At 73.4% G+C, this 14504-nt stretch carries 8 protein-coding genes; 5 read left to right on the top strand and 3 right to left on the bottom strand.

Translation table 11 applies throughout. The annotated features are described in order from the left end of the window. Positions 1–116 precede the first annotated feature (116 nt). The 5 genes from WMF12_RS37380 (at position 117) to WMF12_RS37360 (ending at position 10867) form a co-directional block, all read left to right on the top strand. On the top strand, positions 117–1286 hold the full coding sequence (locus WMF12_RS37380) for an HlyD family secretion protein (RefSeq protein ID WP_437741513.1): 1170 nt from the start codon (positions 117–119) through the stop codon (positions 1284–1286). After that, positions 1283–4255, top strand: a complete 2973-nt coding sequence (locus tag WMF12_RS37375; protein WP_437852941.1) for an ATP-binding cassette domain-containing protein — start codon at positions 1283–1285, stop codon at positions 4253–4255. Before WMF12_RS37380 ends, WMF12_RS37375 begins: the two co-directional genes overlap by 4 nt. Continuing rightward, on the top strand, positions 4252–6510 hold the full coding sequence (locus WMF12_RS37370) for an ATP-binding cassette domain-containing protein (protein ID WP_437852939.1): 2259 nt from the start codon (positions 4252–4254) through the stop codon (positions 6508–6510). Before WMF12_RS37375 ends, WMF12_RS37370 begins: the two co-directional genes overlap by 4 nt. 348 nt (positions 6511–6858) lie before the next feature. Beyond that, a complete protein-coding gene (gene treZ, locus WMF12_RS37365; RefSeq protein ID WP_437852936.1) occupies positions 6859–8805 on the top strand; it encodes a malto-oligosyltrehalose trehalohydrolase in 1947 nt (648 codons plus the stop codon). Beyond that, positions 8795–10867 carry an amylo-alpha-1,6-glucosidase gene (locus tag WMF12_RS37360; RefSeq protein ID WP_437741509.1) on the top strand — a complete coding sequence of 691 codons (2073 nt, stop codon included), beginning with the start codon at positions 8795–8797 and terminating at the stop codon, positions 10865–10867. Before treZ ends, WMF12_RS37360 begins: the two co-directional genes overlap by 11 nt. Before the next feature lie 31 nt (positions 10868–10898). Here WMF12_RS37360 and WMF12_RS37355 read toward each other — a convergent pair whose 3' ends face one another. The 3 genes from WMF12_RS37355 to WMF12_RS37345 form a co-directional block, all read right to left on the bottom strand. After that, positions 10899–11519, bottom strand: coding sequence for a Uma2 family endonuclease (locus tag WMF12_RS37355; protein WP_437852934.1), 621 nt, complete (start codon positions 11517–11519; stop codon positions 10899–10901). A gap of 240 nt (positions 11520–11759) precedes the next feature. Continuing rightward, the gene (locus WMF12_RS37350) at positions 11760–12977 is read right to left on the bottom strand and encodes a cytochrome P450 family protein (RefSeq protein ID WP_437852932.1); all 1218 of its coding nucleotides are present in this window, start codon (positions 12975–12977) and stop codon (positions 11760–11762) included. Positions 12978–13146: 169 nt separating this feature from the next. Continuing rightward, complete coding sequence (locus WMF12_RS37345; RefSeq protein WP_437852930.1) at positions 13147–14406, bottom strand: metallophosphoesterase family protein; 1260 nt, start codon at positions 14404–14406, stop codon at positions 13147–13149. Positions 14407–14504: the final 98 nt, after the last annotated feature.

Raw genomic sequence — 14504 nt, 5'->3', positions numbered from 1 at the left:
ATTCATTCAATCGGCCCGCGCTGCACGTGAAGTTTTGCCAGGCTCATCGCCTTCGCCCCGTCGATGGGTGCGACTTCCTGCGCATCCTTCGCTCGTGTACCTTGGCGCGACCCCTCATGCCCGCCGGGTTCTCACGCTCGATCCACGCGATCGCGACCGACGGCCATCGCGGCTCGATCGTCGGCGCCGCGATCGGCGCGCTCCTGCTCGGAGGCTGGCTCGCGTGGTTCTTCCTCGCGCGCGTCGGGCAGTACGAGGCGAGCGTGAGCGCGCGCCTCGAGGTGGGGCAGGCGGCCCACCGCGTCGAGGCGCCCCTCGGCGGGAGGGTCGCCTCGGTCCGCCTCGACCTCCTCGGGGCCGAGGTCGCCGCGGGCGACGTCCTCGTCGAGCTCGACGTGGAGCCGCTCCGCCGCGACATGGACGACAAGCAGGCCCGGCTCTCGGCCATCGCGGGGCAGATGGGGCCGCTCCGGGCCGAGATCGCGGCGCGCTCGCGGGCGCTGCGCGACGGGGCGGAGGCGGCGCGCGCCCGCATCGACGAGGCGAAGGCGCGGCTCAAGGAGGCGGAGGCGGGCGCGCGCTTCCAGGAGCTCGAGGCGGCGCGGGCCGTTCGCCTCCGGCAGGACGGGCTCGTGTCCGAGGCCGAGGCGGCGCGGCTCGCGGCCGAGGCGCTGTCGCGGCGCTCGGCGACCGAGGCGCTCGACCGCGCCGCCGCGCGGGCCGGCGTCGAGCGACGCACCGGGCAGAGCGAGCAGCAGGCCGAGCTCGCGCGGCTCGACCGCGAGGTGGCCTCGCTCGAGGGAGAGCGGCTCGTGCTGGAGGCGACGATCGCGGGGCTGCTCGCCGAGATCGAGCGGCGCAAGATCCGCTCGCCCATCGCCGGGCGGGTCGGTGAAATCACGGTGCTGCGGGCCGGCTCCTTCGTGCGCGAAGGGGACGTCGTGGCCGCCGTCGTCCCGCCCGGCGAGCTCAGGGTGATCGCAGAGTTCCCGCCCTCCTCCGTCGGGCGGATCCGCGCGGGGCAGGCGGGACGCCTGCGCCTCGACGCGTTCCCCTGGACCGAATACGGCACCCTGGCGACCACCGTCGAGCGCGTCGCCAGCGAGGCGCAGGAGGGCCGCATCCGCGTGGAGCTCGGCGTGCGCCCCGATCCCGCGTCGCCGATCCCCATGCAGCACGGGCTCCCCGGCAACGTCGTCATCGAGATGGAGCGCGTCTCGCCGGCGTCGCTCGTGCTGCGGGCAGCAGGGCAGATCGTGAGGGTCCGCGGCGGAGCGGACGGGTGAGCCAGGGCGCCGATCCACGATCCGCGTCGGAGCGAGCAGCGAGCGCCGATCCCCGCCGCCGGCCGCCCAGCGCGAGGCGGAGGCTCCTCGCGCCGGAGGTCGTGCAGACGTCGGCGATGGATTGCGGGCCAGCCACGCTCAAGTGCGTGCTCGAGGGCTTCGGCGTCGGCGTGAGCTACGGGCGCCTGCGCGAGGCCTGCCAGACCGACGTCGACGGCACCTCCATCGACACCCTCGAAGACCTCGCGGAGCAGCTCGGGCTCGTGGCCCAGCAGATCCTGGTGCCGCCGGAGCACGTGCTCCTCGACGAGGCTCAAGCGCTGCCCGCCCTGGCGATCGTGCGGCAGTCGACCGGGCCGCTCCACATCGTCGTGATCTGGCGCCGGCACGGCGGCCTCGCGCAGATCATGGACCCGGGCACGGGGCGGCGCTGGGTCACGCGACGGCAGCTCGAGGCCGAGCTCTACCGGCACGAGCTGCCCCTGTCCGCGGCGGACTTCCGCGCGTGGGCCGCGAGCGACGGGTTCACGCGGCCGCTCGGGCGCCGGCTCGCGTGGCTCGGCGCAGGGACGCGGCCGATCGAGGCGGCGCTGTCGGACCGGGACTGGCGAGCGATCGCCGCGCTCGACGCCGGCGCGCGCCTGGTCACGTCGCTCGTGCGCTCCGGCGGCCTCGGGCGCGGACGCGAGGCCGCGCGCGTGCTGGGCGCGCTGCTCGACCGAGACGCCGAGGCCGACCGGGAGGAGATGATCCCGCCTGGCTTCTGGACGGCGCGTCCGGGGCCGGCCGACCCGTCCGGGGAGGAGATGGTCCTCACGCGGGGCGCCGTGCTCGTGCGGATCCGCGGGCGGCGGCCGCTCGGCTTCGCCCGCGCGCCGGCAGGCCGCGACGGCGCGCCGGGCGCCTCCGCCCCCGAGCCCCCCCCGGTGCACGCCGAGGCGGCCGCTCGCGGTGAGGTGGCTGCTCGCGGTGAGGTGACTGCTGGCGGCGAGACGGCTGCTCGCGGCGAGGCGCGCCTGCCCCCCGACCTCGCAGCTGCCCTCGCGGAGCGCGAGATCCCGCCTGCGCGCGCGCTCCTCCGGATGATCCGCGAGGACGGCCTGCTGACGCCCGCCGTGCTCGCCGGCGCGCTCTTGCTCAGCGTCGCCACGGTGGTGCTGGAGAGCCTCCTCTTCCGGGGCCTGCTCCAGATCTCGAACGATCTCGCGCTGTTCGAGCAGCGCCTCGCCGCCCTCATCGCCCTCGCGGCGTTCCTCGCGGTGGAGCTCGCCCTCGATCTCTCGCTGACCACGGGGATGATCCGGCTCGGGCGCCACCTCGAGGTCCGGCTGCGGATGGCGTTCCTCGCGAAGATCCCGCGCATCGGTGATCGCTACTTCCAGAGCCGCCCGGCCTCGGACATGGCGCAGCGCGGCCACAGCTTGCACGTGCTCCGCGGCCTGCCCGCGTTCGGCGGCCAGATCGCGCGCTCGGCGCTCGACCTCGCGGTGACCACGGCCGCGATCGTCTGGATCGATCCCGGGAGCGCGCGCCTCGCCGTGCCGGGCGCCGCGCTCGCGCTGGCGCTGCCGTTCGCGGGGAACCGCGTCCTCGTCGAGCGAGACCTGCGCGTCCGCACCCACGCCGGCGCGCTCACGAGCTTCTACCTCGACGCGCTCCTCGGCCTCGTGCCGATCCGGGCGCACGCGGCGGAGCGGGCCGTGCGGCGCGAGCACGCGGGCCTGCTCGGGGAGTGGGCGCTCGCCGGCCGCGCCCTCCTCCGCGCCGCCCTCGCCGTCGACGGGGCGCAGGCGCTGATCGGCTTCGCGCTCGCCGCGTGGATCCTCGGCGATTTCCTCGCCCGCGGGGGCGCCCTCTCGCGCGCGCTCCTGCTCTTTTACTGGGCGCTCGCGCTGCCCGCCATCGGGCAGGCGCTCGCGAGCACGCTGCTCCAGTACCCAGGGCACCGCAACACGGCGTTGCGCTTGCTCGAGCCGCTCGGCGCGCCGGAGGAGCTGCGCGCCGGCGCCCCCGTGCGCGCGCCCGCGGCAGCGGCGCCGCTTGCGCAAGGGGCCGCCGGCGGCGCGGGCTGCGCGATCGCCTTCGAGCGCGTGCGCATCCAGGCGGCCGGTCACGTGATCCTCGACGGGGTGGATCTGAAGATCGCGGCGGGCAGCCACGTGGCGATCGTGGGCTCGTCGGGCGCGGGGAAGTCGAGCCTCGTCGGGGTCCTGCTCGGCTGGCACCGGGCGAGCGAGGGCAGGGTGCTCGTCGACGGCCGCCCCCTCGACGGCGAGCGGGTGCGCGCGCTGCGCGAGGAGACCGCGTGGGTCGACCCGGCGGTCCAGATCTGGAACCGATCGTTCCTCGACAACCTCCGCTACGGCGCGCCCGACGACGCGGCCGACTTCGGCGCCGTCGTCGAGGAGGCCGAGCTGCGCGAGGTGCTGGAGCGGCTGCCGGAGGGGCAGAAGACCCTGCTCGGCGAGGGCGGAGGGCTCGTCTCCGGCGGCGAGGGGCAGCGGTTGCGCCTGGGCCGGGCGATGCTGCGGAGCGAGGCGCGGCTCGCGATCCTCGACGAGCCGTTCCGCGGACTCGACCGGGAGCGCCGCCGGGCGCTGCTCGCCCGGGCGCGGCGGCGCTTCCGGCGCGCGACGCTCCTGTGCGTCACCCACGACGTCGGCGAGACGCGATCGTTCGAGCGGGTGCTCGTCGTGGACGGCGGGCGCGTGGTCGAGGACGGGGCGCCGTCCGAGCTCGCGGCGCGCCCCGGCTCGCGCTACCGCGCGCTGCTCGAGGCCGAGGCAGCGGTGCAGCGAGGGCTCTGGTCGAGCGGCGGGTGGCGCCGGCTGAAGGTCGCGCGCGGGCGCATCGCCGAGGCGGCGGGGGAGGGCGCCGGAGCGGCAGGGGAGGGCGCCGGAGCGACGGGGGAGGGCGCCGGAGCGGCAGGGGAGGGCGCCGGAGCGGCAGGGGAGGGCCAGCGGAGGTGACCGCCGAGGCGCAACCCGGGTGGGAAGCCCGGCCGGACGGGGCGGAGGCGCAACCTGGGTGGGGGGCGAGGCCGCAACCTGGGTGGGGGGCGCGGCCGGACCACGCGGTCGATTCGCTCGGCGCCCTCGAGTGGCCGGCGGAGCGCCTCGGCGACGCGCTCGAGGCGCTCGCGACGCAGAGCGGCCTCGGCCCGCGCGCTGTCGCGGCGCCCGTCCCGGCCGCCGGGCACCTCCGCAGCGTGGACGCGCTCGGGGCGTGGATCGATCAGGCCGCGGCGTACCTCGGCGTCGAGGCGGAGCCGATCGCGGCGCGCTACGACGAGATCGGCGAGGCGCTCCTCCGCGTCGCGCCCGCGCTCGTGTGGCTGCGTGACGGCGGGGCGCCCCGCTTCCTCGCCGTCGTGGGGCGCAGGGGGCGGGACCTCGCGGCGCTCCGCGCCGACCGCTCCACGGCGCGCGTCCCGGTCGAGGCGATCGCCGGCCGCATCTGCCGCCCGATCGAGGCGCAGGTGCTCCCGGAGATCGAGCGCGTCCTCGCGCGCGCAGCCGTGCGGCCGCGGCGGCGCGCGCGCGCGCGGCGGGCCCTGCTCGACGAGCGCCTCGGGCCCGTGATCGTCGACGGCATCTGGAGCCTGCGCCTGCCGCCGGGCGCGCCGCTCGCGCGGCAGGCCATGGCCGCGCGGATCCCGCGCCGCCTCCTCGGCCTGCTCGCGGCCCACGCGGCGGCCTACACGCTCTGGATCCTGGTGTGGATGACCGTGGGGCGCAGCATCCTCGACGACCACCTCGACGAGGGGTGGCTCGTCGCCGGCGCGCTGCTGCTCGCGACGGTCGTGCCGCTGCGCCAGCTCATGTCGTGGCTGTCGGGCCTCGTCGCGATCGACTCGAGCGCGCTGGTCAAGCAGCGCCTGCTCTCGGGCGCGCTCGCGCTCGACGCCGAGGAGGTGCGCAGCGAGGGCGCGGGCCGCTTCCTCGGCCGCGTGATCGAGTCCGAGGCGATCGAGGGGCTCGCGATGGGCGGCGGCGTCGCGGCGGTCGCGTCGGCGTTCGAGCTCGCGGCGGCGGCGGCCGTGCTCGCCCAGGGCGCGGCGGGCGCGATCCATGCGCTGCTGCTCGTCGCCTGGGCGGCCCTGGTCGTCGCGCTCTGCGTGCGGTTCTACCGGCGGCGCGCGCGCTGGACCGCCGCGCGGCTCGCGATGACGCACGACCTCATCGAGCGCCTGGTCGGCCACCGGACCCGCCTCGCCCAGGAGCGCCACGGCCGCTGGCATCACGGCGAGGACGAGGCGCTCGCCCAGTACCTGCTGCTGTCGCGCGACATCGACCGGAGCCAGATCGAGATCGGCGCGCTGATGCCGCGCGGCTGGCTCATCGCGGGCATCGCCGGCCTCCTGCCGCCGTTCCTCGCGGGCACCGGCTCCGCCGGGGCGTACGCGGTCGCGCTGGGGGGCGTCCTGCTCGCGAGCCGCGCGCTCCAGGGCCTGTCGGGCGGCCTGTCGAGCCTCGCCAGCGCGGCGATCGCGTGGGAGCAGGTCTCCACGCTGTTCCAGGCGGCCGCCCGCGGCGGCCCGCCGCCGCCGCCGCTGCCCCCCGACGCGGGGCGATCGCCGGCCCGCGCGCGCGAGGGGGACGCCGAGGCCCGCGCGGCGGTCCTGGAGGCGCACGAGCTGTCGTTCCGGCACAAGGGACGGGCGCGCCCCGCGGTCGTCGACGTGTCGGTGCGGATCGCGGCGGGCGACCGGATCCTGCTCGAGGGGCCCTCGGGCGGCGGGAAGTCGACGCTGAGCGCGCTGCTCTCGGGGCTGCGCGCGCCCGACGCGGGGCTGCTGCTGCTGAACGGGCTCGACCGCCACATGCTGGGCGCCGCCGCGTGGCGGCGCCGCGTGGCCGCGGCGCCGCAGTTCCACGAGAACCACGTCCTCGCCGGGACGTTCGCGTACAACCTGCTGATGGGCAGGCGCTGGCCGCCGAGGCCCGACGACCTCGCGGAGGCCGAGGAGATCTGCCACGAGCTCGGCCTCGGCGAGCTGCTCGGCCGGATGCCGGGGGGGCTGGAGCAGGTGGTGGGCGAGACGGGCTGGCAGCTCTCGCACGGCGAGCGGAGCCGGCTCTACATGGCGCGCGCGCTGCTCCAGGGCGCCGAGGTCGTCGTGCTCGACGAGAGCTTCGCGGCGCTCGACCCGGAGACGCTGGAGCGAGCGTTGCGCTGCGTGCTCCGGCGCGCGCGCACCCTCGTGGTCATCGCCCACCCGTAGCCGCGGAGAGCGCGCTTCATCGCCTTCTATCGCAAGGTCGTCAAGCCCACTTCATGGCATCTCCCCATCTCGATGGGTCGACTCCTGTCTCGTTCTATCTCCTTCGTGTTCACGAACACATGCCTTGGGCAAGGAGGAAGCCCAGCGGCGCGCGAGCTTCAGAGCGAGCTCACGTCGCGCAATTTCGCCACACAGACACCGCCGACCTCGATGTCGGTTTGCTCCTGATCGCTCTCAGGCAGCTCCGTAAGGCACGTTGCGCTCGACAACTGAGCAGTGGCAGCGGTAGCGTCGTCATGTGCATATCGGCGCTGGACGTCATCTGTGTTGCGCCTAGAATTCATTTCAATGCTGGAGTTCAAGACGGAGAGGCGGTTGCCCATCGGCGCAGAGGTGCTCGTCGGGAAAGGAGTCCACTTCCGTGTCTGGGCGCCGGCCAGGCGCAAGGTCGAGGTCGTCCTGGAGGCCGGGCCGGGGAGCGGCGGGGCCGCCCCGCTGCGGCCCGAGGAGGGCGGTTATTTCGCGGGGCTCGTCGCGTCCGCGGCGAGCGGCACCCGCTACCGGTTCCGGCTCGACGACGGCGAGGCGCTCACTCCCGATCCCGCCTCGCGGTCGCAGCCGGAGGGGCCGCACGGGCCCTCCGAGGTGATCGATCCCGGCGCGTTCTCATGGAGCGACGCGGCATTCCGGGGCGCCCCGCTGAAGGGGCAAGTCGTCTACGAGATGCACATCGGGACCTTCACCCGGGAGGGCACATGGGAGTCCGCCGCCCGCGAGCTGCCGGAGCTCGCGCGGATCGGCGTCTCCCTGATCGAGCTGCTGCCCATCGCCGAGGTCCCCGGCCGCTTCAACTGGGGGTACGACGGCGTGAACCTCTTCGCGCCGACGCGCCTCTACGGCAGCCCGGACGATCTCCGCCGCTTCGTGGACGCGGCGCACCGCGCCGGGATCGCGGTGATCCTCGATGTCGTCTACAACCACCTCGGCCCGGACGGCAACTACCTCGGCCAGTTCTCCGGGGACTACTTCACCGATCGTCACAAGACGGACTGGGGAGCGGCGATCAACTTCGACGGCCCGCGATCCGAGGCGGTGAGGGAGTACTTCATCGCCAACGCCGGCTACTGGATCGACGAGTTCCACCTCGACGGGCTCCGGCTCGACGCGACGCAGAACATCTACGATGGCTCGAAGGACCACATCCTCGCCGCCATCGCGCGCCGCGTGCGGGAGGCGGCGAAGGGCAAGGAGACGTTCCTCGTGGCCGAGAACGAGTCGCAGGAAGAGTGGCTGATCCGCGCCGCCGAGCGGGGCGGCTACGGGCTCGACGCGATCTGGAACGACGATTTCCACCACAGCGCCAAGGTGGCGCTCACCGGCCGGAGCGAGGCCTATTACGGCGATCACGAGGGCTCGCCCCAGGAGCTCCTCTCCGCCCTGAAGCACGGGTTCCTCTTCCAGGGGCAGCGCTATCACTGGCAGAAGCAGCGGCGAGGGACGCCGGCGCTCGGCGTCGATCCGGCCCGCTTCGTCCTCTTCCTGGAGAACCATGATCAGGTCGCCAACACCGCGCGAGGCGAGCGGCTCTGTCGCATCGTGAGCCCGGGCAAGCTCCGGGCGATGTCGGCGGCCCTGCTCCTCGCCCCGGGGACACCCATGCTCTTTCAAGGGCAGGAGTTCGGGTCCTCGGCGCCGTTCCTCTTCTTCGCCGACCACAACCCCGAGCTCGCCCCGCTCGTGCGCAAGGGCAGGGCGGAGTTCCTCGAGCAGTTCCCGTCCTGCTCGTCGCCGGAGGTCCGCGCTCAGCTCGACGATCCGAGCGACCCGCGGACGTTCGAGCGCTGCAAGCTCGATTTCTCCGAGCGCGAGCGGAACGCCGCCCTCTACGCCCTCCACGAGGACCTCATCGCGCTCCGCCGGCGCGACCCGGTGATCCGGGCCCAGCGCCCGCGCGGCGTCGACGGGGCCGTCCTCTCGGCCCACGCCTTCCTCCTGCGCTACTTCGGCGACGACGGCGATGACCGGCTGCTCCTCGTCAACCTCGGGCGGGACATCCATCGAGGGTCGTTGCCGGAGCCGCTCTTTGCCCCGCCGCCGGGGCGCCGCTGGGAGACGTCGTGGTCCAGCGAGTCCCCCCGCTACGGGGGCCAAGGCAGTCCACCTGTCATCACCGAGGAGGGCGTCCACATCCCGGGCGAGGCGGCGATCCTCCTCCACCCCGTGGTCGGGACGCCGGTGCCCGAGAAGACGAGCGCGAGCCCGCGCCCAGAGGAGCCCAAGAAGCATGTACGCTGACGAGATCTGCCGGAGGATGGTCTGGTCCCGGGGCGCCGCCCCCACCTCGCAGGACGACGCCGAGCGCGGCTCGGACCCGCTCACGCGGGAATGGCTCGTCACGAACGGCCTCGGCGGTTACGCGTCGGGCACCGTCTCCGGCGCGGTGACCCGCCGCTTCCATGGACTGCTGATCTCCGCGCTGCCGGCCCCCCTCGGCCGCACCATGATGCTCAGCGATCTCTCCACGCGGATCTTCACCGCGGAGGACAGGGTGTACCAGGTGGGCGGTCAGGAGCCCTGGCTCGACGACGGCGCCGCGCAGGTCATCGATCTCGCCGAGTTCCGCCTCGAGGCCGGGCTCCCCGTCTGGCGCTACGAGGGCGCGGGGATGGCGATCGAGCGGCGCCTCCTCATGCCCCACGCGCAGAACACGGTCCATGTCACGTACACGCTCGTCGAGGGGACGGGCCCGGTGCGGATCGAGCTCCAGCCGTGGGTGAATTTCCGGCCGCACGAGGGCGCGCTCGATCGGCCGGTGGCGGGTTCCTATGCGCTCACCGTGGTCGAGGATCGCTACGAGCTCGCGTCGCCGGGCGACCTGCCGCCGCTCCGGCTGAAGGTCCAGGGCGCTCGGGCCGAGTTCAGGATCGAGAGCGCCCGCCTGCGCAACGTGCGCTACCGGATCGAGCAGAGCCGCGGATACGACGCCGTCGGCGAGTTCTACAGCCCTGGCCGCTTCAGCCTCGAGCTCCCGGTCTCGGGCAGCGCGACCCTGATCGCGTCCACGGAGGCCTGGGAGACGCTCAACGCCCTCTCCACGGACGAGGTGCAGCGCGCGGAGCGCAAGCGCCGGACACGGCTCCTGCTCGCCGCGACGCCCGAGGTCCGCACCGGGCCGGCGGCGGAGCTCGTCCTCGGCGCCGATCAGTTCCTCATCAGCCCCGCGGGCCGCGTCGAGGACGCCGCCCGCGCCCGGGCCGCCGGGGACGAGGTGCGCACCGTCATCGCGGGCTATCACTGGTTCACCGACTGGGGCCGGGACACCATGATCAGCCTCGAGGGGCTGACGCTCGTCACCGGGCGCCACACCGAGGCGGGCTACATCCTGCGCACGTTCGCCCATTACGTGAAGGACGGGCTCATCCCCAACATGTTCCCGGAGGGCAAGAACGACGGGCTCTACCACACCGCCGACGCCACGCTCTGGTTCTTCCACGCGCTCGATCGCTACCTGGCGACCACCGGGGATCGCGAGACGCTCCGGCTCATCCTCCCCACGCTGATCGATATCGTCGAGCACCACACCCGCGGGACGCGCTTCGGCATCCGCGCCGACCCGCAGGACGGCCTGATCCGCCAGGGGGAAGAGGGGTACCAGCTGACCTGGATGGACGCGAAGGTCGGCGACTACGTGGTCACGCCACGCCGGGGGAAGGCCGTCGAGATCAACGCGCTCTGGTACAACGCCCTGCGCCTCATCGAGCGCTGGGCGCGCGAGTCCGACGGCGACGGCGCGGCGAATCGCTACGGCGCGGCCGCCGAGCAGGTCAAGGCCTCCTTCAACCGGCGCTTCTGGTCCGAGAAGCACGGCTATCTCTACGACGTGCTCGACGGCGAGCAGGGCGCCGACGACGCCTTCCGGCCGAACCAGCTCCTCGCGATCTCGCTGCCTCACCCCGTCCTCGAGCCCGCGCGCTGGAAGGGGATCGTCGATCAGGTGAAGGAGCGGCTCTGGACGCCCGTGGGCCTCAGGTCGCTCGCGCCGGGGCACCCGGACTACAAACCGAAGTACTTCGGCGACCTCCGCGCGCGGGACATGGCCTATCACCAGGGCACCGTGTGGGGGTGGCTCATGGGCCCGTTCATCGACGCCTGGCTGAAGGTGTATCCCACCGATCTCGGCGGGGCGCGGCGCCTGCTCGAGGGCTTCGCGCCGCACCTCGACGAGGCCTGCGCCGGCTCGATCAGCGAGATCTTCGACGCCGAGCCGCCGTTCACGCCCCGCGGATGCGTCGCCCAGGCGTGGAGCGTGGCCGAGGTGCTGCGCGCCTACGCCCGGACGGCCCCCTCGGGAGGCTGAGCGCGTCCTGCCGGCAGGGAGCGCCTCGGCCTCACTTCAGCGCCGCGCGCAGCGCGTGGACCGCCTGGGTCTGCGTCGGCTGATCGAGGAACCCCGCGAGCCACGCAGGATCGAGCTCGGGAAGGAACGCGCTTCGCGCGCGGGGCTCGTACCGCTCACCCGAGAGCGCGAAGATGCGGAGGCCCTCGTCGCGGTCCCACACCCAGACCTCGGCGACGCCGAGGCCACGGTAGATCTCCAGCTTGTCGAGACCTCCGCGCGTCCAGACGACCTCGAGCGCCAGGTCTGGCACTTCTTTGTTCGTGTCGCCGACGATGTAGCACTCGTCGGGCTCGGCCCCGCGCTCCTTCGGCGCATTGCGGAGCGTCCACGCGCCGTATCCGCTGAGCTCGATGCCGCGCCCATCGCAATAGGCTTCGAGGAGCCGCGCGATGGTTTTCTTGACCCCTTCATGACTGCGGGACGGGCTCATCAGCTCGATCGCTCCGTTCAGGTAGTACATGCGCACGCCGGCCCGGTCCCCACGCACAGCGAGGAGGATCTCGTAGTCCTTCCACGTCATCCCATAGAGGATGACGTGCTGGTCGCTCTCCTCGTGACGGGGCCGCGGTCGCTCGGCCTCGGGTGCGGCGTTCGTCGGGACAGCCTGCATGGGCCAGAGGATACCCGATGGTGGAGCCGGCGGCGAGCGCTGGCAGGCGCCGGGCGCTTGCTTCCATCATTGCGTGGCGACTCTGCGGCGACTCTGCGTCACCGCTCTCCTCCCGGCGCGCTGATGGCGGGCCGCTCGCGCTTGGAGGGGATTCTCATCACGAAAGCCGCTGCGGCGCAGCAGACCGAGTGACCTGAAAGATGTCCGACAAGTCGGCGTCCAAGGAGCTTTATGTGCTCCTCAGAACACCACAGGCACCGCCGCCGGGCCGCGGATCATGGGCCATTCGCTCCACACGATGTCGCGCGGCGAGGTGGCGAGCTCGATGCGCGGCAGCCTCCGGAGGAGCGTCGAGAAGGCGATCGCCGCCTCGATCCGCGCGAGCATCGCGCCCAGGCAGAAGTGGATCCCGCTCCCGAAGCCGATGTGCCGGTTCGGCGAGCGGCCGATATCGAAGCGGTCCGGATCCGGAAAGTGCTCCGGATCCCGGTTCGCGGCCAGGAGCCCCGCCGCGACCCCTTCTCCCGCCGGCACGCGGGCGCCGAACAGCTCGATGTCCTCGAGCGACCAGCGGATCGTCGAGAGCTCTGCCGGCCCCTCGCAGCGCAGCACCTCCTCCACCGCGGAGCCGACGAGCCCGGGTTCCTCGTCCAGCCGGCGCCGCTCCGCGGGGTGCGAGAGCAGGAGGAACATGCCGCTCGCGATGAGGTGCACGGTGGTCTCGTGGCCCGCGACGAGCAGCAGGAACACCATGCTCGAGAGCTCCGCCGGGCTCAGCTTGTGCTCCTGCTCCTCGGCGAGCAAGAGGCCGCTGATCAGATCGTCGCGCGGGGCCTTGCGGCGCGCGTCGGCGAGCGCCCGGAAGTACGCCGCGAACTCCTCCACCACGGGCTGGGCGCGCTCCACGAACTCGCGATCTTTCGCGGGCGCGAGGAGGATCTTGGTCCACCGGCGGAACCGGCCGCGATCCTCGACGGGGAGGCCGAGCAGCTCGGCGATCACCGCGGTGGGGAGCGGAAACGCGAAGTCTGCCACGAGCTCCATCCGGCGCCGGTCGATCACCGCGTCGATGAGCCCGTCCGCGATCGCCTGGATGCGCGGGCGCAGCCCTTCCATCATCCGCGGCGAGAAGGCCCGCTGGACGATGGCCCTGAGCCGCGTGTGATCCGGCGGATCGGCGTCGAGCATGTGCTGATCCATGAAGGTCGTGCGGTCGCTGAGCGGGAAATACCGCCGGCGCACCTCGTCGGGGAGCTTGCGGAAGTCGCGGATCAGGCGCGGATCCTTGAGGAGCTCCACGCAGTCGTCGTAATGCGCGGCCACCCAGATGGGCACGTCGAGGCGGGGGTGAATGAGGCGATGCAGGCGCCCTGCGGCCCGCATGCGCGCGTAGATCGCGTGCGGCTCGGCGCGGCTGCTCGGATGGAACAGCTCCGGAAAAGCGTCCTGGTCGACCATGATTCCCCCGTTTCATGGCGTCCGGACGTTCGAGGTGATGCTCGCGTCACGCCGGATCGCGAGGTGTGCATGGTGGAGAACCGCGCTCCGTCAAGCGGCGGTCGGATGGCTGCGCGCCGTCGAGCCGCGGCGTCGGATCTCGGGCGCGCCGCGGGAGCGCGCCCGACCTTCAGGGCGCGTCGCTCGCGCCGAGCAGCCGCGAGATCAGCGTGTGCTCCACGTCGTCGAGCGCCTCGCGCAGGAACGCCGGGTCGTCGAGGCGGATCGCGTCGTCCCCCTCGCGCGCCTCGACGGGCAGCTTGTTCCTGAGGCTCGCGAACTCGCGCAGCAGCGAGGACAGGCCCGCCTCGTCGTCGCGCAGCGCGCGCAGCGACCTCGTGAGCTGGCCGATCGCGTCGTCCCGCTCCTCGAGCGCGCCCACCTGGAGCGGCGAGATCGTCCGGGAGAGCACGCGCTCGATCCAGAGCGCGCCGCCGAGATCGTTGGCGATCGCGCGGATCTGCCCCGTCCATCGCTCGAAATCGGCGCGGAGCGCGGCGTGCGCCTTCGTCGCGCCGCACAGGAAGACCCGCGCGGCCAGCGTGCGCCCGTCCGCCTCGGCGAGGCGCAGCTCGAGCTCCTCCCGCGTCAGATCCACGATGTCGTCAGCGCTCGCGGCCGGGGAGAGATCGACCTCGCAGGCGCTCCAGCGCACGACGTCGAGGGGGCGGTGCTCGACCGAGGTGATGCGGCCGTCGTCCACCGCGACGAGGAGGGCGCCCTTCTCGCCGGTCTCGCGGGCGTGGCGGCCCTGGAGGTTGCCGGGGAACGCGATGTACGGATCGCGCGAGAGCACCTCCCGGGTGTGCACGTGGCCGAGCGCCCAGTAGTCGTATCGCTTCCCGACGAGGGTGTTCAGGCTGCAAGGAGCGTAGTTGTCGTGGCCCTCGCGGCCGCACAGGCAGGTGTGGAGCATGCCGATGTTGAAGAGGCCTGCCCGCGCGTCCGGATAACCCGCGGCGAGATCGTCGGTGACGGCCTTGGTCGCGAAGCTCTGTCCGTGGACGGCGACCCCGAGCCGATCGAAGACGATGGATTCGGGGCGGCGGGGATCGAGCCGCCGGGCGTTCTCGGGGAGCTCCAGGTGACGCGTGATGTTGCTCTCGGCGTCGTGATTGCCATAGAGGAGCACGACGTCCACCCGGGCGGCGCGCAGGCGGGAGAGTTGCGCGGCGAAGAACAGGCCCGTGCTGTAGTCCTTCCAGTCGCCGTCATAGATGTCGCCCGCGAGGAGCAGGAGGTCGACCTCCTCGGCGAGGCAGAGGTCCACGAGGTTCTCGAGCGCGCGGCGGGTGGCCCCGCGGATCTGCTCGACAGGGGCGCCCGGGTAACGGTCGAGCCCGCGGAGCGGGCTGTCGATGTGGAGGTCGGCGGCGTGGACGAACTTCATGACTGGCGCGGCCCGAGCTTAGCCGCTCGGCGCCGGGAGCGCTGCTCATCCGATGAGGATCGCGCTCGCCTGAAGCGGCCGAGCCGCGCCCTGGCGAG

The organism is Sorangium sp. So ce363 (assembly GCF_051520435.1).
Lineage (GTDB): Bacteria > Myxococcota_A > Polyangia > Polyangiales > Polyangiaceae > Sorangium > Sorangium cellulosum_B.
This window is presented reverse-complemented; position numbering and strand designations above follow the sequence as displayed.

Coding starts and splice junctions, on each gene's coding strand:
- WMF12_RS37380 (WP_437741513.1), top strand. CDS start 117: ATGCCCGCCGGGTTCTCACGCTCGATCCACGCGATCGCGACCGACGGC.
- treZ (WP_437852936.1), top strand. CDS start 6,859: ATGCTGGAGTTCAAGACGGAGAGGCGGTTGCCCATCGGCGCAGAGGTG.
- WMF12_RS37360 (WP_437741509.1), top strand. CDS start 8,795: ATGTACGCTGACGAGATCTGCCGGAGGATGGTCTGGTCCCGGGGCGCC.
- WMF12_RS37355 (WP_437852934.1), bottom strand. CDS start 11,519: ATGCAGGCTGTCCCGACGAACGCCGCACCCGAGGCCGAGCGACCGCGG.
- WMF12_RS37350 (WP_437852932.1), bottom strand. CDS start 12,977: ATGGTCGACCAGGACGCTTTTCCGGAGCTGTTCCATCCGAGCAGCCGC.
- WMF12_RS37345 (WP_437852930.1), bottom strand. CDS start 14,406: ATGAAGTTCGTCCACGCCGCCGACCTCCACATCGACAGCCCGCTCCGC.